This is a genomic window from Sporosalibacterium faouarense, assembly GCF_016765695.1.
Lineage (GTDB): Bacteria > Bacillota > Clostridia > Tissierellales > VENL01 > Sporosalibacterium > Sporosalibacterium faouarense.
Map to the genome: position 1 here is coordinate 14,747 of NZ_JAETGO010000057.1, position 19,881 is coordinate 34,627.

A 19,881-nucleotide genomic window follows, 5' to 3' on the forward strand; every position below is an offset into this window, starting at 1 on the left:
GAAATACCAGCCTTAATATTATTTTGATACAAAAGGGTTTCCCTCAATATAAAATCTCCATAGATAGTCTTTAGCTTCTTTAGCATAATCTATACCAATTCTTTTTGACGCTATAATATTTTTGGGTTTATAGTTTGAATCTTCTATATACAAATTTTCACCACATAAATCTTGACCATTATTACTTCTATTAATAGAAAATGCAATAGAAAGCTTTCCAGGCCCATTGGTTAATCTTATTGATTCGCTTTTAGTAAGGGAAGTGAAATTTTTATTAAATCTATTTAGGCTCATACAGTCTAGACCTTCCAGTGGTTCAATTCCGCGAATAAGAATAGCTTCTGGTATACCTTCTTCACGGGTGACAACATTCATACAATTATACATGCCATAAATAAGATAGACGTAAGCATAGCCTGAAGGACCATACATAGTTTCAACTCTCTTAGTTATTTTTCCACCATATGAATGAGCTGCTTTATCTTTTAGACCTTTGTATGCTTCGACTTCAATGATTCTTCCCGAAATTTTATTTCCGCCAACATAATGAACTAGTGTTTTACCAAGTAATTCTTTAGCAACAATCAAGGTTTCTTGATTATAAAAATCTCTTGTAAGCTTCATATTTTTAATCACTCCTATGTATAAATTATAACATTGGTACAAGGTATAATTATATTAAAAATAGATGACATTAAGTAATATACATATTTATTTTGAAGCACAAAAAATTATCGAGAACATAACAGTCCACTGGCACCACTGAAAAGAGCTTTTTACAAGTCTATTCCTACTAGAATGACTTGATAGTCCCCACTTATAGCAGTGATGTGTATATGTTATGTTCCCGACACTATTATTATGGACAGGATTAAAGGATAATATACATATTATTTTAAATTTATACTAAAATTAAATTTTAGTGATTATAGTAGGAATAATTAGTGTGATATAATATATATATACAATTTTAAACAAATTTCTACTTTATTTTATGTTCTATATTTAATATTTCAGAAAATTGTTTATAAAATTTTATACAATCTGTAAAAAAGGTTTTTAAACGATATATTTTTAAAAGGGTCATAAGATATTTAATTTTTACATAAGTTATATTGATTTAGTATAACTAAAGTTGGAGGGATTAATTATGAAATATAATTTTGATGAAATAATTGATAGGAGTAAATACAATTCTTTGAAATGGCTAGAATTAGATTCAAAGTTTGGAAGAGATGATATTTTACCTATGTGGGTGGCAGATATGGACTTTAAGAGTCCACAACCCATCATAGATGCAATTTGTAACAGAGCATTACATGGAGTATTTGGGTATACTACAAGAACTGAATCATATTTTAAAACTATAGCTGAATGGATGGAAAGAAGACATAATTGGAATCCACCAGAAGAATTACTTGTTCATAGTCCAGGAGTAGTATTTTCATTAAGTACTATAGTACAAGAATTTACTGAACCAGGAGATAAAATTATTGTTCAGCCTCCTGTATATTATCCATTTTATTCAATTATAGAAAATAACGATAGAAAAGTAGTACTTAATCCCCTTAAAAATTTAAATGGAAAATATGTCATGGATTATGATGATCTTGAGAGAAAAATAGATGAAAATGTAAAAATGCTAATTTTGTGTAGTCCACATAATCCTATAGGAAGGGTTTGGTCAAGGGAAGAGCTAGTTAAGTTAGGAGAAATATGTAGAGAAAATAATGTACGTATAGTGTCAGATGAAATCCATTGTGATTTAGTACTTAAAGGATATAAACATACACCTTTTGGAACATTACCAAATAATCTATCAGATAATCTAATAACTTGCTTTGCACCTAGTAAAACTTTTAATATAGCAGGGTTGCAAGCCTCTGTCGTTTCATTTTCTAATGAAGGGGACTATGTAAGATATAATGAAGCACTAGATAAGCATCACTTTAAAAACAATAACTGCTTTAGCATAGCTGCAGTAGAAGCTGGATACAAATATGGAGAAGAGTGGTTAGAACAGCTTTTAGATTATTTAGAAGGTAATGTTGAGTTTTTAATAAAATATATAGAAGAAAAAATCCCGCAAATAAAAGTGCATAGGCCAGAAGGAACATTCTTAGCTTGGCTTGATTGTAGAAATCTCGAAATGAATGCAGAACTTTTAAGTCACTTTATGATTAATAAAGCTAAGGTTGCACTAGATGATGGGTATTGGTTTGGAGAAGAAGGGAAAGGATTCATGCGAATAAATTTTGCTTGTCCAAGGGGAATTCTTGAGGAAGGCTTAAGAAGGATAGAAGAAGCAATTTCTCAAAATGTGAACATATAAACTACATAAAAGTATATTTGTTCTAATATGTTAAATAATATAAAAAACTAAAATCTAATAAGTATAGGTGAATGTATGCTAAGGAAAAGAAAAAATTTATTAACTCAAATATATAGAAGGGATCCCATTACTAATTGTCTTATAATAGAGGTGTCTTTAAATAAGTATAGCGATGTATTTAATGAATGGGATCCAGCTCCCTTTAAGAATAGGGACATAGATCCAGATTTGAAAACATTTTTAGAGGATAGTTCTACAGATATTCCCCTTGAACTTCCTATTTGTTTAGAATTTCATATACCAAGATCTCGTTATAGTGCTAGGTCAGAGGAACAAGTAAAATCAGGATTAGAAAACAACTTTATTTTTATGATTCATACTATTATGAAAGAGGTAAGAAGAACTAATAAGAGGACTTTTTTATATATTTTGATTTCCTTTGTATTTTTATTTTCAGCTTACTTTTTAAAAGGGAAGTTAAACATGAATGTTTTTCTATCAATCTTACTTGAAGGCCAGTTTATAGGTGGATGGGTATTTTTATGGGAAGCTTTTTCATTATTTTTCTTTACCAATAATGATTTACGCAAAAAGCTAAAAACCTATAGAAGATTCTTAGATACAGAAATAAGGTTTGTATATACTGAGTTAAATTCTTAATAAACAGAGTTTATTTTATTTCTTAAAATTTACTTTGATTTATTAGGGATTTAACAATATAGAGGTAAACTATCATTAAATAGAGAAAAGGGGCTGTTATTGATGATAGTTTTTACCCATAGATTAATGGCAAAGGTAGTGTTAGATTCATTAGAAAATATGTTTAATATTAAATTAGATAAGGGCTCTTTTACTTATGGAAATATAAAACCAGATATTGATAAGTCTTCAATTAAACAGTCTCATACAAAGCCTGATGCTTTGACTTTTATAATAGAACAGATAGATACAATAGAATCACAACAAAATAATGATATGACTATTAAATCACTGTCTTTAGAAATAGGGATAATTAATCACTTTCTATCAGATTTCTTTTGTAGTGTGCATAATAATGATATAACAAATATTTTAGATTTATTTAAGCATTTAAAGTATGAGATTAGTTTGCACAGGAAATTTAAAAAAATAAAAAGTAATATAAAATTAGAAACCCTATGTAAAGATGTACCAGATATTATGTTTGGTAACATAATAGATACAATACTAGCTATGGAAAAAGAACATTTAGAATCAGTAGGGAATATGGAAATGGATATATATTTTGCATTAAAGGCGTCAATTTTAATGGCAGCCTATTTGGCTAGTAATTTAATGGTTAAATTAAAGGGAGAGTTAGTTGCATGATTTATAAATATTTAGTTCTGACTTATAAAGAGTCAGTTTTTTATTTTTTTGTAACAATTTAATATATCAATTTTCAGAAAACTCTGTTATAATTATAACAATAACGTACGTCAATTTCACCATCACTTTTTTATTTTGGAAATTCACTTCTTAATTTTCCCTTCTTTATGAATTGTTTAACATAATCATATTAAAATATATACAAGAAATCATTTTAGTCTGGAGGAATATATGCTAAAAAAATACATTCAAATATTTATTCTCATTATATTTTGGCTTATACTCACTGAGCAAATTACTTTAGAACGATTAGTTATAGGTCTGGTTGTTTGTTATGTAGTTTTTAGGTTTAACATGCCAAGGAAAATTTCCAAGACTCCTTATGGATTACATATTTTAAGAAAGACATATTATTTATCTATCTATTTAATAATATTAATAAAAGAAATTTTCATAGCTAACTTTCATGTAGCCAAGATAGTGCTAAGTCCTAAAATGAACATTTCACCAGAAACAATAACCTTTAAAACAAACTTAAAATCAGATCTTAATAAGACAATACTTGCAAATTCTATAACCCTTACACCTGGTACAATAACTGTTTCCTATACGGGGAATATTTTCAAGATTCATTGTCTTGAAAAAGACCGAATAAATGAAGTTTTTAACTTAAGGTTTGAGAAGATTCTTTTGAAAGTTGAGGAGTTATCTTTATGATAGAAAATGTTTTAATCATATCAATAATAGTCCTAGCTATTACAATGATTCTTTGTATTATTAGAGCAATTAAGGGACCCACTTTGGAAGATAGATTAATGGCTGTTAACGTTATTAGCACTAAAACAGTCGTTTTGATTTCATTAGTTTCATTTATACTAAAAGAAGAGTTTTTTATTGATGTTGTTCTAGTTTATGCTCTTATAAGCTTTATTTCTACTGTGATAATAACTAATGTTATTGAAAAGAGTAAGGGGTGATTGAATGAAAGAAATATTAATAATAATTACATTATTTGGTGGATTGTTTTTCTTTGCAGTAGGAACTATAGGAATTTTACGACTTCCCGATTTTATTACAAGAGTACATAGTGCTGCTAAATGTGATACTTTGGGAGCAGTTCTTTGTTTGACTGCTCTAATGATTTATAGTGGATATAGTGCTTCTACCTTGAAGATATTATTGATAATAATATTTCTTTGGATAACTGCACCCACAGCGACACATCTAATAGCAAAGGTTTCATATAAAAAAAAGGATAAAAAAACTCTAATGGAGTGAATGACATGAAAATATTTAGTATACTAATGCTTATGTTTCTAATAGGCTTATCAATTTCAGTTTCAGCAATTAAAAATTTATTCAGCGCTATTATTGTTTTTATGGTATATAGTCTTATAATGGCTATATTATGGCAACAACTAAATGCTCCAGATCTAGCTATAACTGAAGCGGCTGTTGGAGCAGGAATTACTACTGTATTATTTGTTCTTACCCTTAAAAAAATTAAGGGAGTGAAAAAATGAGAAAAATACTCGCTATTACATTAACAGTACTTATAATTTTCATTTTGCTTTTGGGAGTGAATGAATTACCTCAATTTGGAAAATCCGATAATCCAGCAAATAATTACATAACTAAAAGATATATTGAAAAAGGACCACAGGAGACAGGAGCCTTAAATATAGTATCAGCAATAATATTAGAATATAGGGCTTTTGATACATTCGTTGAGGCTATTGTATTATTTACGGCAATAATTTCAGTTATTATTGTCCTTAGAAATGTAGGTGAATGAATATATGAATAGTAAAATTCTTTTTGAAGTTAGTAGGTTGGTTATCCCTTTCATACAGGTTTTTGGAGCATATGTTATTTTACATGGGCACCTATCTCCAGGAGGAGGATTTGCTGGAGGCACAATTATAGGGGCTAGCCTTATACTATATAGAGTTATTTATGGAAAGACTGAAGCAGAAGAGAGGCTTACCTATAGTAAACTATTATCACTAATGTGTATTTCTTTAATAGCATATGGAATTCTTAAAGGATATAGCTTCATAACTGGTGGAAGTCATTTAGAAGTCTTTAATATACCTATTGGAACACCTGGAAAACTATTAAGTGGTGGATTAATATTACCTCTTAATATTTGTATAGGAATAGTGGTTAGTGTAGTGATTTACTTTTTATTTAAATTGTTTTATGAAGGAGAAATATAATGCAAGGTATTATAACAAATTATTTTGAAACAGGTGCTATTATCTTATTTGGAGTAGGGTTTGTGACTTTGCTACTACATAATAATTTAATAAAGAAAATAATTGGAATGAATATAATGGATACAGCTATATTCTTATTTTTTATATCAAAGGGATATATAGAAGGTAGAGAAGCTCCAATTGTCAAAGAAATTAATGCTACAAAAGAAGGTTTTGTAAATCCATTACCAACTGGGTTAATGCTGACAGGGATAGTAGTGGCAGTTAGTATGACAGCATTTGCCTTAGCTTTAACTATAAAGCTATATGAGAAATATGGAACTATTGAGCTTAACGAAATAATGAAGATGAGGAGTGATTAGTAAATGATAATTAAAAGCTTCCCATTATTGACAATTATATTTCTTTTCATTACATCCTTTACTATGCCTTTATTCAAAAAGGATGTAATAAGTAAGAGATTAAGTTTTATAACTTTAAGTATTTCATCAGTAATATCACTAATCAGTGTTATTTATATAAAGTTCAATGGTGAAATATACTATCGTGTTGGACACTGGGATGCTCCGTGGGGTATAGAACTTCATGTTGGCATTATTGAAGGAATAATTGGCTTGGTATTTACTTCAGTGGCTACTCTGGCCATTTGGTACTCAATGTTTAGTCTAGAGAGATCTATGAAGGAAAGGATTGGATTTTACTATCTTTTAATTAATATTTTAATAGGCTCACTTTTAGGAATAGTTTATACCAATGATCTGTTTAATGCGTTTGTTTTTATCGAGGTTAGTACAATAGCAGCATGTGGGATTGTTGTGATAAAAAATAAAAAAGAAAATATAAAGGCTGCATTAAAATATCTCATACTTAGTATTTTAGGCTCAGGTCTAGTATTAATGGGAATAGCATTTATTTATTCTATAACGGGAAATTTGAACATGACATTTATACATAATGAGTTGATAAAGATACATGGGCAGTATCAAAGTACAGTTTTAATAACTCTCGTCTTATTTACCATTGGTTTAGGGGTAAAGAGTGCAATGTTTCCCCTACATACATGGTTACCCGATGCCCATTCAAATTCGCCTGCATCGGCAAGTGCAATTCTCTCCGGACTTGTCTTAAAGGCATATGTTTTTCTGTTAATTAAAATATTATTTAGAGTTTTTGGACTTGAAATTATTAGTCAATATCCACTTTTAGATTTGATACTAATATTAGGCAGTGCAGGCATGATAATGGGGTCAGTCCTTGCTATTTTACAAAGAAATATAAAAAGAGTAATTGCATATTCAAGTGTGGCTCAAATGGGATATATATTCTATGGGATAGGATTAGGTAATGAGCTAGGATTAGCCATGGCTATATACCATATTATTGGTCATGCCTTGACCAAATCAACTCTCTTTCTTTCCGTTGGTTCAATTATTGAACAAACCGGGAATCACAAATTAACTGATCTTAGAGGTGTAGGGAAAGAGATGCCAGTAACATTATCTATTTTTACAATTGGTGCATTTTCTATGGTCGGAATACCAATTTTACCAGGTTTTATTAGTAAATGGTATTTTGCATTGGCTAGTATAGAGGCTGGGAAACTACTTTATCTAGGTGTGATTTTAGCCAGTAGCTTATTAAATGCATTATATTACTTCCCAATAGTTATAAATAGTTTTTTTGGAGAAGAGAACTTGAAAGGTAGAGTATATATGTCTAAGAACAAGCCTTTAAAGGAATTAGTTCCAGTATTAGTTTTAACCTTGTTAGTTTTTCTAATTGGAATATTTAATAAAGGAATAATAGATGCAATTCGATTAGACTTGTTTTAGGGGGTAGATATATGAGTAATACAGTTATGCTTATTCCTATGTTTTTTCCATTTCTAGCATCGACTTTGTTAGGAATGATAAAATTTGCTACAAAAGAGAAGAGAAATATTTTTGTAGCATCAATTATAATAGCTAATTTTCTATTTTTATTATTAATAATATATTTAAAAGGTACTATTGATGTTCATTTATTCATGGTTAATAATTTTCTTGATTTATATTTCAAAATTGATAAATTAGGAATACTATTTGCTATGTTAGCTTCTACTTTGTGGATATTTACAGCGTTTTATTCATTTTCATACATGACACACGAAGGAAAGGAAAAAAGGTTTTTTGTGTTTTTTACTTTTACTCTTGGAATCACCATAAGTATAGCCTTTGCTGGTAACCTTTTTACCTTTTATGTATTCTATGAGCTATTAACTCTCTCTACCTTTCCGCTAGTTATTCATTCAGGGACTAGAGAAGCATTGGAAAGTGGAAAAAAATATTTAATATATTCCTTTGGTGGGGCAACTCTTGTCCTATTAGGGATGATTCTTTTGTTTTCCATAAGTCAAGATATGACTTTTATTCCAAATGGGGTTTTCAGAAATATATTTATAGATAATTCTAAGCTATTATTATCAATATATATGATTTTGTTTATTGGTTTTGGAGTTAAAGCCGCTTTAGTACCATTCCATTCGTGGTTACCTTCGGCCATGGTAGCTCCTACGCCAGTAAGTGCACTTCTTCATGCTGTTGCTGTTGTTAAAGCAGGAGTTTTTGCCATAATTAGGGTTAGTTATTATATATTTGGATCGAAAACATTAGAAAACATTAACGGAAATCTTTACATAAGTTTCTTAATAATTTTTACTATATTACTAGGTTCATTACTTGCATTGCATCAGGAAAACTTAAAAAAAAGACTTGCATATTCAACTGTTAGCCAGTTAGGATATATTCTATTAGGAGTTGTATTGTTAAATGAGAATGCCCTTATTGGTGGCATATTACATCTAGTGAATCATGCATTTATTAAAATTTTACTATTTTTCTGTGCCGGTGCAATATATTTTACTACTGGTAAAAAGACAATTGGAGAAATTAAGGGGATAGGTAAAAAGATGCCTATTACCATGTGGTGCTTTGCAATCGCAACGTTTTCTCTCATTGGTATTCCTCCTGCCAATGGATTTGTAAGCAAATGGTACTTGGCTGCAGGGGGATTGAATTCTAACAATGTTTTATTTGTAATTATTCTTTTAGTAAGTGCTTTTCTTACAGCTGCATATCTATTACCTATAGTAATAGCAGCATTTTTTCAAGGGGATAAAGATATAAATAATACCGAAAATGAGCCTCCCTTGAGTATGCTCCTTCCAATAATCTTATTAACAGCAATAGTGGTACTCTTAGGACTATTTCCTAATCATGTTCTTAATTATATTGAGAGTATAGCAAAAACCATCGTCTAAGTGGATATGGAGGTGAAATAATGGAAAATGTACTTATACTGCTTATAATCTTACCTTTTGTTGGTGCGCTTATAAGCTTTTTAATAGGCTTGAGCAATGAAAGACTTAGAGATATTTTTACCGTTATATTAACAGCCTGTGAACTGTTGCTTTTAACCTTAATTTGGGGAAGGGTACAGTCTGGTGGTATGGAATTATATGTTCCAGATATCATGGGTACAGGACTATATCTTAAACTTGATGTCTTTAGATATGTTTTTGTATGGATTACAAGCTTGATATGGTTTCTAACTACAATTTATTCTACTCAGTATATTCTTAAATATAAAAATAGAAACAGATATTATACATTCTTTATTCTGACTTTCGCCAGTACAATAGGAATATTTATTTCAGAAAATATTTTGAATCTCTTTACTTTTTTTGAAATTATGTCTATAACCTCGTATATTCTTGTTATACATGATGAAGATAGGTATACTCATGAGGCTGGTAGGACTTACATAGGAATGGCAATAGGTGGTGGTTTAATATTATTAATGGGATTATTTCTATTATTCGATTATACTGCTACTTTGAATATATCTGAAATCCCCGATGCCATTAATGACATTGGGAATATTAAGTATTTAATAAGTTCATTAATGATTATAGGGTTTGGAGTAAAGGCCAGTATAGTGCCATTGCATATTTGGTTACCAAAGGCTCATCCAGCAGCTCCAGCTCCAGCTAGTGCTGTATTATCGGGTATATTAGTAAAGACAGGAATATTTGGTATTATTATTACAGTTAACATAATAATGAATGGTGATTTTATTCTTTCTTCCATAATTATGGGGATAGGATTTGTGAATATGATATTGGGAGGATTCCTTGCATTATTTCAGAGAAACATTAAAAGAATTCTAGCTTATAGTAGTATGAGTCAAATAGGATATATACTATTAGGAATAGGATTAATTGGCTTATTGAAAGAACATAAGATAATAGCCATATATGGTGTTGTAATGCATATTTTCAATCACGCCATATTTAAAGTTTTACTATTCTTGGTGGTGGGTATTATTTATATGATAATACATGATGTAAGTATTAATGTTGTTAGAGGCTTTGGAAAGCATAAAGGGCTATTAAAAGCAGTTTTTATTGTTGGAGCCTTGGCTATAATGGGGATTCCTGGAACTAACGGATTTATAAGCAAAACCATATTACATGATGCTCTATCTGAAGCACATCATCAGTACGATAGTTATTGGTTTGTGGTAGCAGAAGTACTATTTGTTCTGGGTAGTAGTTTAACAGTAGCATATTTAATGAAAATATTTGTAGCAGTTTTTGTTGATAGTAGCGAAAAATATATAGGACAATATAAGGATCATATAAGAAAAAGAGCAATTTTACCAATGGTTATTTTGAGCATAATGGTCTTCTATATAGGGATTAATCCTAATTTAGTATTAAAATTTATGACAGGAATAGAATCTACTTTTGGGGTCACAAGTAGTTTTCATATTGACTTTTATTCATTTGATAGTTTGAAATCTACAATGATAGTATTAGTAATTGGACTATCTATATATTTTGGATTTGTGAAAAAGTATTTATTAAAAATAATAGATGGAAAGAAAATGTATGTTAATCCATCTTTGAATTGGATTAGCCTAGAGAAAGATATATATCTACCCGTTCTTAAAGCAATTTATAGAACTAGCTCAGATTTTTTTCATATAATAGATAATTCGGCTATTAATGTTATTAAAAATTTAACCATAGGAATAAAAAAGCTAAGCGAGTTTGATTTTGAGGAAGAGAAAAATAAAAAGATAAATAAAGAAGTATCTGTAGGAATGAGTAAGATAGAAGGCATAAAAGATGCTTATGGAAATATAAGAGATCAAGGCAGTGAGAAAGCTAAGGGAGAATTAACAAATTTCTTAATTAGCGTTAGAAATAAAATGAATAGTATTATTTATTCAATCTTTATATTTGCCTTAATTCTAGTAATATTTTTGGTAAGTCTTGTTTTATTGAATAGATAAAGTTAGTAACAAATTTACAAATTATAATCTACATACTAAAGGGTAAAATAAAAGTAGGTATTTTTTACTAAGAAATTCTTAATGGTAAAATAATATTATGTTAAAATATAAATGGCAAACAAAATTGGTGAGGAGGATTAGTTTGGATTATAATAAAAAGTACCTAGAATGGTTAAATAATGAGTTTTTTGATGAAATAACTAGAGAAGAACTAAAATCTATTGAGAATGATAAAGAGGAAATTGAGGACAGGTTTTATAAAGAACTTGCATTTGGGACTGCTGGTCTTAGAGGGAAAATTGGGGCAGGAACAAATAGAATGAACAAATACATAATTTCTACTACAACTCAAGGACTTGCTGAGGTGATCAAAAAAAGAGGTAAGGAAGCTATGGCTAGAGGAGTAGCCATTGCATATGATGTTAGGCACTATTCAGATGAGTTTGCTAAAACTGCTGCATTAGTCTTAGCTCAAAATGGCATTAAAGCTTATCTTTTTGAAGGGATAAGGCCTACTCCAGAGCTATCATATACTATAAGAAAGCTTAATGCAATATCTGGAATAGTAGTAACTGCAAGTCATAATCCAAAGGACTACAATGGATATAAGGTCTATTGGGAAGAAGGCTCTCAGATACTTTCTGATATAGCAAATGAGATTACTGATGAAATAGGAGATATTAAAAACTATTCTGATGTAAAAATAATGGATGAAAAGGAAGCACTTGATAAGGAATTGTTAGAAATAATAGGTAAGGATATAGATGATGACTATATAGAAATGGTGAGAAACCTGTCTCTACGTAATGAGGTAGACAAAAATATAAAAATTGTTTATACTCCATTAAATGGTACAGGAAATGTGCCTGTAAGAAGAGTGTTAAGAGAACAAGAATTTAATAACATATTTGTAGTTCCTGAGCAAGAAAATCCTGATCCAGATTTTACAACTGTAGGATATCCAAATCCAGAGGATTTAAATTCCTTTGAATATGCTATTAAATTAGGTCAAGAAAAAAATGCAGACTTACTAATAGCCACTGATCCTGATTGTGATAGAGTTAGATGCATGGTTAAGAATGGTGATGGTAATTATGAGGCTTTAAATGGTAATCAAATAGGTGCAATCTTAATAAATTATATATTGGAAGCACGTGAAGAACAAAATAGTATACCAAATAATGGCGCCATCGTTAAGTCTATTGTAACTGGGGATTTAGGAAAGGTTATAGCTAAAAGCTATAATGTGGAAACAGTTGATACACTAACTGGGTTTAAAAACATTTGTGGTAAGGCAAATGAATTTGAAAGAACAAATGAATATGATTTTATTTTCGGATACGAGGAAAGCATTGGATATACTTATGGAACTGAAGTAAGGGATAAAGATGCAGTGAGTGCATCAATGCTATTATGTGAAGCAGCAGCTTATTATAAGACTAAAAATAAGACGTTATTAGATATATTAGAGAGTATATTTAGTGAGTATGGATATTATTCAGAAAAACTTTTTTCATTAGTATTAGAAGGAATAGAAGGACAAGAGAGAATACAAAGAATGATGAAAGAGTATAGAGTTGGATATTTAAAAGATATTAAAGGATCAAATTTAGTTAAATTTATTGATTTCTTAGATGAAAGTGTATTAGACATAAAAACAGGAGATAAAGAGCCAATAGATATTCCAAAACAAAATGCTATGAAATTTATATTAGATGATGAGTCATGGTATGCTATTAGGCCTTCAGGAACTGAACCTAAAATAAAGATTTATATTTATTCTAAGGGAAAAAGTTTAGAAGAAGCTGAATCTAAGATAGAAAATATTGAAGAAGCAGTGATGGGGAAATTAAATTCAATAGAATAAAAAAAATCAGGGAATTATATCTCAAATAATTCCCTGATTTCTTTTTCACTTAATGCTGTTACAAAGCTTTCTCCTTTTTTAATAACAGAGTCTATCAATTCCTTTTTCTTTAATTGAAGTTGGTAAATCTTCTCTTCAATTGTATCTTTAGCAATTAATTTATATACATTTACAGAGTTCAATTGTCCAATTCTATGGGCCCTATCTGTAGCTTGGTCTTCAACAGCAGGATTCCACCAAGGATCAAAATGGATAACAGTATCTGCAGAGGTAAGATTTAATCCAGTTCCACCTGCCTTTAAAGAAATAAGAAAAACATCTTTATCACTATTATTAAAATCTTTAACTAAGTTCATTCTTTCAGACACCTTGGTTTGACCATCTAGATAACTATAGCTTATATTTCTTCTATCCAACTCAGATTTAATAAGGCTTAATAGGGAAGTGAACTGAGAAAATAAAAGAATTTTGTGTCCAGAATCTATAAGCTCTTCTAGCAGTTCATTTAAGAGTTCTATTTTGCCACTTTTACCTTCATAATTGTCCATAAAGACACTTGGATGACAACATATTTGTCTAAGTCTAGTGATATAAGATAAAATTTCAAATCTACTTTTATCAAAACCATCCTTTGTTATCTTCTGGTCAATTTTTACTTTCATATCAAAAAGATAAGCATCATAAAGCTGCCTTTGTTTCTTAGTCAAATCACATAGTAATTTACTTTCAATTTTTTCTGGAAGTTCTTTAAGAACATCTGCCTTTTTTCTCCTTAAAATAAAAGGAGAAATGGTATTTGTTAGTTTATCTAAGCTTTTCCTATTTTTATCCTTGACAATGGGTTTTTCGAATTGATTAGAAAACTTCCCTTGAGACAATAGAAAACCTGGAAGTATGAAATCAAAGATAGACCATAATTCTGTTAAGGAATTCTCAATTGGAGTACCGGTCAAAGCAAATCTATAATTACTTTTAATAGATTTTACAGACTTTGCATTTAATGAATCAGGATTCTTTATATGTTGAGCTTCATCTAAAATAAAACAATTAAAATTAAAATTCCCATATAACTCAACATCCCTTCTAATTAGAGGATAAGATGTAATTAAAACATCATATTTACTTAACTCAGCAATTGCCTCCTCACGTGTTGATTTTGGACCAGCTACTACTAATGTTTTAAGTTCAGGAGCAAATTTTTCTATTTCCTCTTTCCAATTATATAAAAGAGATGAAGGAGCTACTACTAATGAAGTTCCTTGATTCTTAATAGCATACATAAATGTAATTGCTTGGATAGTTTTTCCTAGTCCCATATCATCGGCTAATATCCCACCAAAATCAACATTTGCTAAGTTACTCAGCCACTTATAACCAATTTTCTGATAGTCTCTTAGTATAGTCTCGAAAGGGTTAGGGATTTTTATATCTTTAGGATTAAAATTCTTAATTTTATCTACTATGTTGAAGATATAATCACTATTTTCTATTTCATCATAGCTAATATTTTCATCAATATTATTAAATACATTGACTATTCTATATTTATCTAGACTAATTGTATTTCCTTTAATTTCTGATGTATCTATATTTTCTAATAAAGAAGAAATTTCTTGTGGCACATCTTCTTCAAGATTAACTAGTCTATCAGACTTTAGTTTATGAAATTTCTTTTTCTCTTTGATTGCTTGAAGTATTTCATAAATTTCATCTTTGTCAAAATCATCCATGTCAATTGAAATATCAAATAAATTACCATTAAGCAGTGAGTTTATTGTTACTTTGGCTGAATTGATTCTTGGCGTATAATAGTTCTTCACAGCATCAGTATAGTATACATCACATAAATCTCTAAGATCAGAAAGAGTTTCTTTAAAAAATCTAAAAATTTTATTTGTACCCGATAAATAGAGCTTTCCATTAGAAACTATAAAATAAGAACTTTCAAATATGTTATGAATTTCTTCTTCTCCGTCGTAGTCTCTTATAACATAAGGATTTAGTTTCTCTTGTGAGTAGGGATTGATATATTCGTCTCCATAGTTAAATTTTATCTCAACCGAAATACCACTCTTGAACTTATCTATATATAAAGATGTTTTAAGCTCTTCGTGAATAAACCTTTCTTTAATTTCTTTAGAAAGATAAACATTATTTTTATCTTTTATTGTGGAAATAAAGCTGATTATTTTTTCTTCATTTTCTTTAGAGAAAAATATTTGCTTTGAATTATTATCTAAACTAAATTTTATAAAAGGAAAAATATCACTTTTATCATTTATCACAAACAACTTTTTATCAGAATAAACTATTATATCATCGTCATTTGATAAAATATTATAGGGTTTAGGAGAATTTATCTTTGCGACGGTTCTAGTTTTAATAGAATCTAAAGCTAAATTAAAAGGGGTACTTTTAAATTCTGTAGTTACATCGGAAATTTTTGTATCTTCAATTTTTAACTCAAATGGAGAATTGCCTAGTAGTTTTAGGAATCTTATAAAAAGTTTTTTATCCAGACTTAGACCTTTATTAGTTATTATTTTGTCTGGAGAATAGTGACTCCCCATTGATATTAATTTTTGTGTTGAGTATAAATCAAATATAAAATCAAAAATTTTTCTATCTTCATCGGAAAATTTATGTATTTTTGGATCAAAAGTGAATTTTTTACCAAAAAATAAAGGAGTATTACTTTCTATAGATGTTAGTAAATCTTCTAAATTATTTACTACATATAACTGGTCAACACCTAATTTAAGAGATAGTTGAGTAAAGTTATAAAAGCTATACGGTTGATAATGTATTCTATAGTATGTTTTTAATGGAGTTTTAAAAATTGGAGAGTTATTAGTTAGATATTTATTGAGGAAAAGCGACTCCATATTTTTCTTAGCAAAGGTGCTGGTGATCTTGCTATTCTCATATTTATTACTATTTTTTACAATTTTCTTGAGATTTCCATTTGAAAGATAGAAATATAAAGCTGCTAAATGCTTACAAACATCCTTTTCTTTTTTAAAATATGGACAAGTGCAAGAGACACTTTTCAGCTCATTATAGTCATCAAAATTAAATATTGCATCATATATATCTGTCCCTATAACAGAACTTACAATCCTATTTTTATTTTCATCATAATATGCACCTATGATTTTATTATCTTCATAGTATTCATATCCTCTATTATACATTTTATTACTTATATATTTCTCAAGTTTTGTTATATTCATAAAATAATCAACTCCAAAATAAAAGGTCAATATACTAATTATATCATTTATATACAGCTATTAAACATAACTTTCACAAAATATAGTGATAAGCATATATTATAGTAGGATAGAAATTATCCTATCTGAATTTTAAAGTGAGGTGAAATCATGGGATATGGGTTTGGTGGAGGAGCTCAGAATGAAGGTGATTCATTACTATTTTTCTTCTTGCTATTAGTTATTATATGGTGCTTCCCATATTTCTCAAGGTAGGAATTTAGTTTAGTGTAAATGATATATGAAAGGGTGAAAAGTATGGCTGATGGATGTTACGGATATAGCAGTGAATTATTGTTTTTCTTCTTGTTGTTAGTTGTGTTGTTCTGCTATCCATATTATGGATGCTAAATTGGTATTTAGAATAGCTTATATAAAACCCTGCTACAGGTCTGTAGCAGGGTTTTCATATGTATTATTGTTCATCAAATACTACTATTTTAAGTAAAAGAGATTTTGAAAGAGTATAACCAATTTAATCTAAAAAAATATATTATTATGAGTCTGCATACCCCTATTAATATTTAGAAAAAATGATATAATATATTTTGTGTAGATTACTTGGGGGGAATTTAGGATGATAATTTAATTATTGTAATGTACTAGAATAGTTAATGATGGATATAATTAAGCTTAGGAGGGGTAGAGCATGATAAAAGACTGGAAAAACCTACTAATTCCTTATGAGCAAGCAGTAGAAGAGCTTAAGGTTAAATTTAAGAGTATTAGAAATGAATTTAGAAGACTGGATGAATATTCTCCTATAGAATTTGTTACAGGTAGGACTAAAAGAATAACGAGTATTATAAATAAAGCAAAGTTAAGAGAAATCTCTTTAGATGAGATAGAAGAAAAAATAGAGGATATAGCAGGTATACGTATCATGTGTCAATTCGTTGAAGATATAGATAGAGTCACTCAGCTGATAAGAGATAGAAGTGGTAAGGACTTAACTATTGTTGAAGAGAGAGATTACATAACTAATAATAAAGGCAGTGGATATAGAAGTTATCATATTATAATTAAATATCCAGTACATACGGCTTTTGGTGAAAAGGAAATACTTGCTGAGATACAAATTAGAACTCTTGCCATGAATTTCTGGGCTACTATTGAGCATTCTTTAAATTATAAATTCCAACATAATATACCTGATAATATAAAGAATAGATTAAGAAATGCTGCAGAGGCGGCTTTCAAACTAGATAAAGAAATGTCAGAAATAAGGGAAGAGGTAATGGAAGCTCAAGAAGTTTTTCAGGCAAAATCATCATTAGTAGAAGATATAGTGAAAAAAATGCAGAACTTATACTTTATTGGTAGAAATCAACAGGTAGAAAGAATAAGAGAGAAGTTTACAATCTTACAAGAAAAAGGTAATGTACCTGAACTAAGAGAATTGAATCGTGAACTAGATGAATTAATGGCCAGGTATGAGCTAAAATATTATTCTTAGATTTAAAGTAAGAAAGTATGTAGGATAAGTAACAATTAAGTTTTAGGATAAGTAACAATTAAGTTTATGGAAAATTAAAGTGAAAAATAGAGCGCTTCAAAATAGTATATACTATTTTGAAGCGTTTTACTTAAACCTTCTATTTAAATTTAGCTGCCTTAGCTATGCTGTTCGCAGCTTTCATTCCTGTTAATGCAGCTCCATTAATCCAACCATGGGATACAGAAATATGCTCACCTGCAAAAAAGACCTTATTATTATATTCTGGTTGTGTAACTGGGTATGAGAATAATCTTTTCTGTCCAGGTAGAAAATACGAAAATGCTCCTAAGGACTGAGGATGATTATACCATTGTATAGAAGCATAATCTTCAACTATAGAATCTATATATTCAAAGGTTAAACCATGTACCTCTGCCACTTGATTTTTAATCATATCTACTCTTGTAGGCTTAGGAATATTACCTAGTCTGAGTGAATCCGATGTAAAGTTATATGATGCAATAAGAACTCCTTTTTGTTTATTCTCTTTAAAATCAGAAGGATACCATATAGACAATATTGGAAGGTCAGTAAATGAGCCACCTCCTAAGATTCTTTCATTTGGTCCGCCCTGTTCCCAAAACCTTTCCTTACATAATAATAGAGTTTTTTGTGCACCTGCATATCCTAGTTCTTTAATTGCTTGCATTTTAGTATTACTAAACTGAGGATATATTTCAATAGTTCTAAGAACCGAGAATGGTATGGCACAAACAATATAATCAAACTCTTCCATTTCATCAATGGTATTTGCATCATTTTTATATCTTAAAACTACTTTGTCATTAGTGTAGTTATAGAAGACACCATTAACAGTAGTTCCACTTTGCCAGTTGACTTTTCCTAATAATTCATTAGGTATATTAGGATATTCACTAGGGGTATCATTAACTAGAGAATCATATAGGGCTTCAGGAAGCTTAACAAGTCCTCCTATTATTTCATAAAGATATGTAAAAGTAAGTGTGTAATACTCATATAAGATATCCATTGTATTATAATAGTTAAAGGAACTACCAAAGCTAGATATATTAGATAACATCATTATTGCACTTTCACTCAAACCCACTAGCTCATAAAGTTGTCGATTATTAAGAGAATCCCAATATAAGATTTGAGGACTATACTTAGCGAGCACTTTTACTAGCTCAGCTCTTACTCTTGTTGGCATTGAAAAAAGTTGCATCTTATATCCATAGTCTAATAAATCCATCCAAGGAGTTATACGTTCCCAAGGGGTCAAATTGTACTTAGGATAGATTTTCTCCATTACATTTATACCTGATGAGTCGTTTCTAACTCTAATATCATTAGCATAAATAAGTCCGTTTTCAACGGACTGTACAAAGGGTCGAGTATCAAGGTTGAAGAGGTCGATATAATGCCATGTGGTCTCATGACATACTGGTAGTCTCATGGCTCCGAGTTCACTATATAAGGTTTTTTCTTCATTAAAATAATATGTATATATTCTACCGCCAATTCTATCCTTTAAAGCTTCGAATATAGTAATGTCAAAACCTAATTTTCTAAGCTCAAAAGCTGCTGACAGGCCAGCCATGCCACCGCCAATGATTCCTATTTTAATATTCTTGAACTCTCCAGGATTAGCTATTCTAGTTATATCTTCTGGTGGACTTAGATTGTTAATAATGTAGGGGAAATCCTCTAATCTATTTTGCTCCATAAGACTATATTTAATTAGATTGTATCTTTGATCTCTAGTAGGATTATTGGGTTGGGGTGGGAGGTTATCCATAAAAATCATCTCCTATTAGAATATTTAAATACGAATTGAAATTATAAATATGCACAAAGCAATAAAGATTAATTTTAAAATAAGTAAATGTGTAATATATGCTTTACTAATAATATATTGTTTTAAAATAAATTTAGAATAGATTTTAGGTAATTCAGGATATTACATAATAAATTTTTATTAAGTTATGAGAGTAATATTCTTCTAAGAATCTAATGGAAAGAGAATTGAAATAATAAAAAAGCTTGAG

The 19,881-nt window shown here is 29.4% G+C and carries 18 protein-coding genes; 15 read left to right on the forward strand and 3 right to left on the reverse strand.

The genetic code is table 11. The annotated features are described in order from the left end of the window. Nucleotides 1–18 precede the first annotated feature (18 nt). The gene (locus JMO20_RS11080) at nucleotides 19–624 is read right to left on the reverse strand and encodes a DNA-3-methyladenine glycosylase (RefSeq protein ID WP_202709735.1); all 606 of its coding nucleotides are present in this window, start codon (nucleotides 622–624) and stop codon (nucleotides 19–21) included. Between the two features lie 526 nt (nucleotides 625–1,150). Here JMO20_RS11080 and JMO20_RS11085 point away from each other — a divergent pair. From JMO20_RS11085 to JMO20_RS11150, 14 genes are all read left to right on the forward strand, one after another. Continuing rightward, a complete protein-coding gene (locus JMO20_RS11085) occupies nucleotides 1,151–2,332 on the forward strand; it encodes a MalY/PatB family protein (protein ID WP_202709736.1) in 1,182 nt (393 codons plus the stop codon). Between the two features lie 150 nt (nucleotides 2,333–2,482). Further along, nucleotides 2,483–2,992, forward strand: coding sequence for a hypothetical protein (locus JMO20_RS11090; protein WP_202709737.1), 510 nt, complete (start codon nucleotides 2,483–2,485; stop codon nucleotides 2,990–2,992). 102 nt (nucleotides 2,993–3,094) lie between these two features. After that, entirely contained in the window at nucleotides 3,095–3,679 is a 585-nt protein-coding gene (locus tag JMO20_RS11095; RefSeq protein WP_202709738.1) for a zinc dependent phospholipase C family protein, read from the forward strand. A 231-nt stretch (nucleotides 3,680–3,910) separates the two neighbouring features. Continuing rightward, nucleotides 3,911–4,396: a Na+/H+ antiporter subunit E gene (locus JMO20_RS11100; protein WP_202709739.1), complete on the forward strand. Its 486-nt coding sequence runs from the start codon at nucleotides 3,911–3,913 to the stop codon at nucleotides 4,394–4,396. After that, the gene (locus JMO20_RS11105; RefSeq protein WP_202709740.1) at nucleotides 4,393–4,656 is read left to right on the forward strand and encodes an MrpF/PhaF family protein; all 264 of its coding nucleotides are present in this window, start codon (nucleotides 4,393–4,395) and stop codon (nucleotides 4,654–4,656) included. Before JMO20_RS11100 ends, JMO20_RS11105 begins: the two co-directional genes overlap by 4 nt. A 4-nt stretch (nucleotides 4,657–4,660) precedes the next feature. After that, nucleotides 4,661–4,957: a monovalent cation/H(+) antiporter subunit G gene (gene mnhG, locus JMO20_RS11110; RefSeq protein ID WP_202709741.1), complete on the forward strand. Its 297-nt coding sequence runs from the start codon at nucleotides 4,661–4,663 to the stop codon at nucleotides 4,955–4,957. Between the two features lie 5 nt (nucleotides 4,958–4,962). After that, nucleotides 4,963–5,202, forward strand: a complete 240-nt coding sequence (locus tag JMO20_RS11115; RefSeq protein WP_202709742.1) for a hydrogenase subunit MbhD domain-containing protein — start codon at nucleotides 4,963–4,965, stop codon at nucleotides 5,200–5,202. Beyond that, nucleotides 5,199–5,474, forward strand: a complete 276-nt coding sequence (gene mbhE / locus JMO20_RS11120) for a hydrogen gas-evolving membrane-bound hydrogenase subunit E (protein ID WP_202709743.1) — start codon at nucleotides 5,199–5,201, stop codon at nucleotides 5,472–5,474. The genes JMO20_RS11115 and mbhE overlap by 4 nt, the downstream gene beginning before the upstream one ends. Before the next feature lie 4 nt (nucleotides 5,475–5,478). Further along, on the forward strand, nucleotides 5,479–5,898 hold the full coding sequence (locus JMO20_RS11125) for an MnhB domain-containing protein (RefSeq protein ID WP_202709744.1): 420 nt from the start codon (nucleotides 5,479–5,481) through the stop codon (nucleotides 5,896–5,898). Next, nucleotides 5,898–6,260 carry a sodium:proton antiporter gene (locus tag JMO20_RS11130; RefSeq protein WP_202709745.1) on the forward strand — a complete coding sequence of 121 codons (363 nt, stop codon included), beginning with the start codon at nucleotides 5,898–5,900 and terminating at the stop codon, nucleotides 6,258–6,260. Before JMO20_RS11125 ends, JMO20_RS11130 begins: the two co-directional genes overlap by 1 nt. A 3-nt stretch (nucleotides 6,261–6,263) precedes the next feature. Then, nucleotides 6,264–7,730: a complex I subunit 5 family protein gene (locus JMO20_RS11135; protein WP_202709746.1), complete on the forward strand. Its 1,467-nt coding sequence runs from the start codon at nucleotides 6,264–6,266 to the stop codon at nucleotides 7,728–7,730. A gap of 11 nt (nucleotides 7,731–7,741) precedes the next feature. After that, a complete protein-coding gene (locus JMO20_RS11140) occupies nucleotides 7,742–9,196 on the forward strand; it encodes a proton-conducting transporter transmembrane domain-containing protein (protein WP_202709747.1) in 1,455 nt (484 codons plus the stop codon). 20 nt (nucleotides 9,197–9,216) lie between these two features. Then, nucleotides 9,217–11,235, forward strand: a complete 2,019-nt coding sequence (locus JMO20_RS11145; protein WP_202709748.1) for a complex I subunit 5 family protein — start codon at nucleotides 9,217–9,219, stop codon at nucleotides 11,233–11,235. Between the two features lie 142 nt (nucleotides 11,236–11,377). Beyond that, complete coding sequence (locus JMO20_RS11150) at nucleotides 11,378–13,102, forward strand: phospho-sugar mutase (RefSeq protein ID WP_202709749.1); 1,725 nt, start codon at nucleotides 11,378–11,380, stop codon at nucleotides 13,100–13,102. A 14-nt stretch (nucleotides 13,103–13,116) separates the two neighbouring features. Here JMO20_RS11150 and JMO20_RS11155 read toward each other — a convergent pair whose 3' ends face one another. Further along, complete coding sequence (locus tag JMO20_RS11155) at nucleotides 13,117–16,335, reverse strand: SNF2-related protein (RefSeq protein ID WP_202709750.1); 3,219 nt, start codon at nucleotides 16,333–16,335, stop codon at nucleotides 13,117–13,119. Between the two features lie 688 nt (nucleotides 16,336–17,023). Between JMO20_RS11155 and yjbM the strand changes: the two genes are divergently transcribed. Then, a complete protein-coding gene (gene yjbM, locus JMO20_RS11160) occupies nucleotides 17,024–17,830 on the forward strand; it encodes a GTP diphosphokinase (protein WP_202709751.1) in 807 nt (268 codons plus the stop codon). Between the two features lie 139 nt (nucleotides 17,831–17,969). On the opposite strand, the gene JMO20_RS11165 is transcribed toward yjbM, so the two are convergent. Further along, nucleotides 17,970–19,631: a flavin monoamine oxidase family protein gene (locus JMO20_RS11165; protein WP_279380108.1), complete on the reverse strand. Its 1,662-nt coding sequence runs from the start codon at nucleotides 19,629–19,631 to the stop codon at nucleotides 17,970–17,972. Nucleotides 19,632–19,881 lie beyond the last annotated feature (250 nt).

Coding starts and splice junctions, on each gene's coding strand:
- JMO20_RS11080 (WP_202709735.1), bottom strand. CDS start 624: ATGAAGCTTACAAGAGATTTTTATAATCAAGAAACCTTGATTGTTGCT.
- JMO20_RS11085 (WP_202709736.1), top strand. CDS start 1,151: ATGAAATATAATTTTGATGAAATAATTGATAGGAGTAAATACAATTCT.
- JMO20_RS11095 (WP_202709738.1), top strand. CDS start 3,095: ATGATAGTTTTTACCCATAGATTAATGGCAAAGGTAGTGTTAGATTCA.
- JMO20_RS11100 (WP_202709739.1), top strand. CDS start 3,911: ATGCTAAAAAAATACATTCAAATATTTATTCTCATTATATTTTGGCTT.
- JMO20_RS11105 (WP_202709740.1), top strand. CDS start 4,393: ATGATAGAAAATGTTTTAATCATATCAATAATAGTCCTAGCTATTACA.
- mnhG (WP_202709741.1), top strand. CDS start 4,661: ATGAAAGAAATATTAATAATAATTACATTATTTGGTGGATTGTTTTTC.
- JMO20_RS11115 (WP_202709742.1), top strand. CDS start 4,963: ATGAAAATATTTAGTATACTAATGCTTATGTTTCTAATAGGCTTATCA.
- mbhE (WP_202709743.1), top strand. CDS start 5,199: ATGAGAAAAATACTCGCTATTACATTAACAGTACTTATAATTTTCATT.
- JMO20_RS11125 (WP_202709744.1), top strand. CDS start 5,479: ATGAATAGTAAAATTCTTTTTGAAGTTAGTAGGTTGGTTATCCCTTTC.
- JMO20_RS11130 (WP_202709745.1), top strand. CDS start 5,898: ATGCAAGGTATTATAACAAATTATTTTGAAACAGGTGCTATTATCTTA.
- JMO20_RS11135 (WP_202709746.1), top strand. CDS start 6,264: ATGATAATTAAAAGCTTCCCATTATTGACAATTATATTTCTTTTCATT.
- JMO20_RS11140 (WP_202709747.1), top strand. CDS start 7,742: ATGAGTAATACAGTTATGCTTATTCCTATGTTTTTTCCATTTCTAGCA.
- JMO20_RS11145 (WP_202709748.1), top strand. CDS start 9,217: ATGGAAAATGTACTTATACTGCTTATAATCTTACCTTTTGTTGGTGCG.
- JMO20_RS11155 (WP_202709750.1), bottom strand. CDS start 16,335: ATGAATATAACAAAACTTGAGAAATATATAAGTAATAAAATGTATAAT.
- yjbM (WP_202709751.1), top strand. CDS start 17,024: ATGATAAAAGACTGGAAAAACCTACTAATTCCTTATGAGCAAGCAGTA.
- JMO20_RS11165 (WP_279380108.1), bottom strand. CDS start 19,631: ATGGATAACCTCCCACCCCAACCCAATAATCCTACTAGAGATCAAAGA.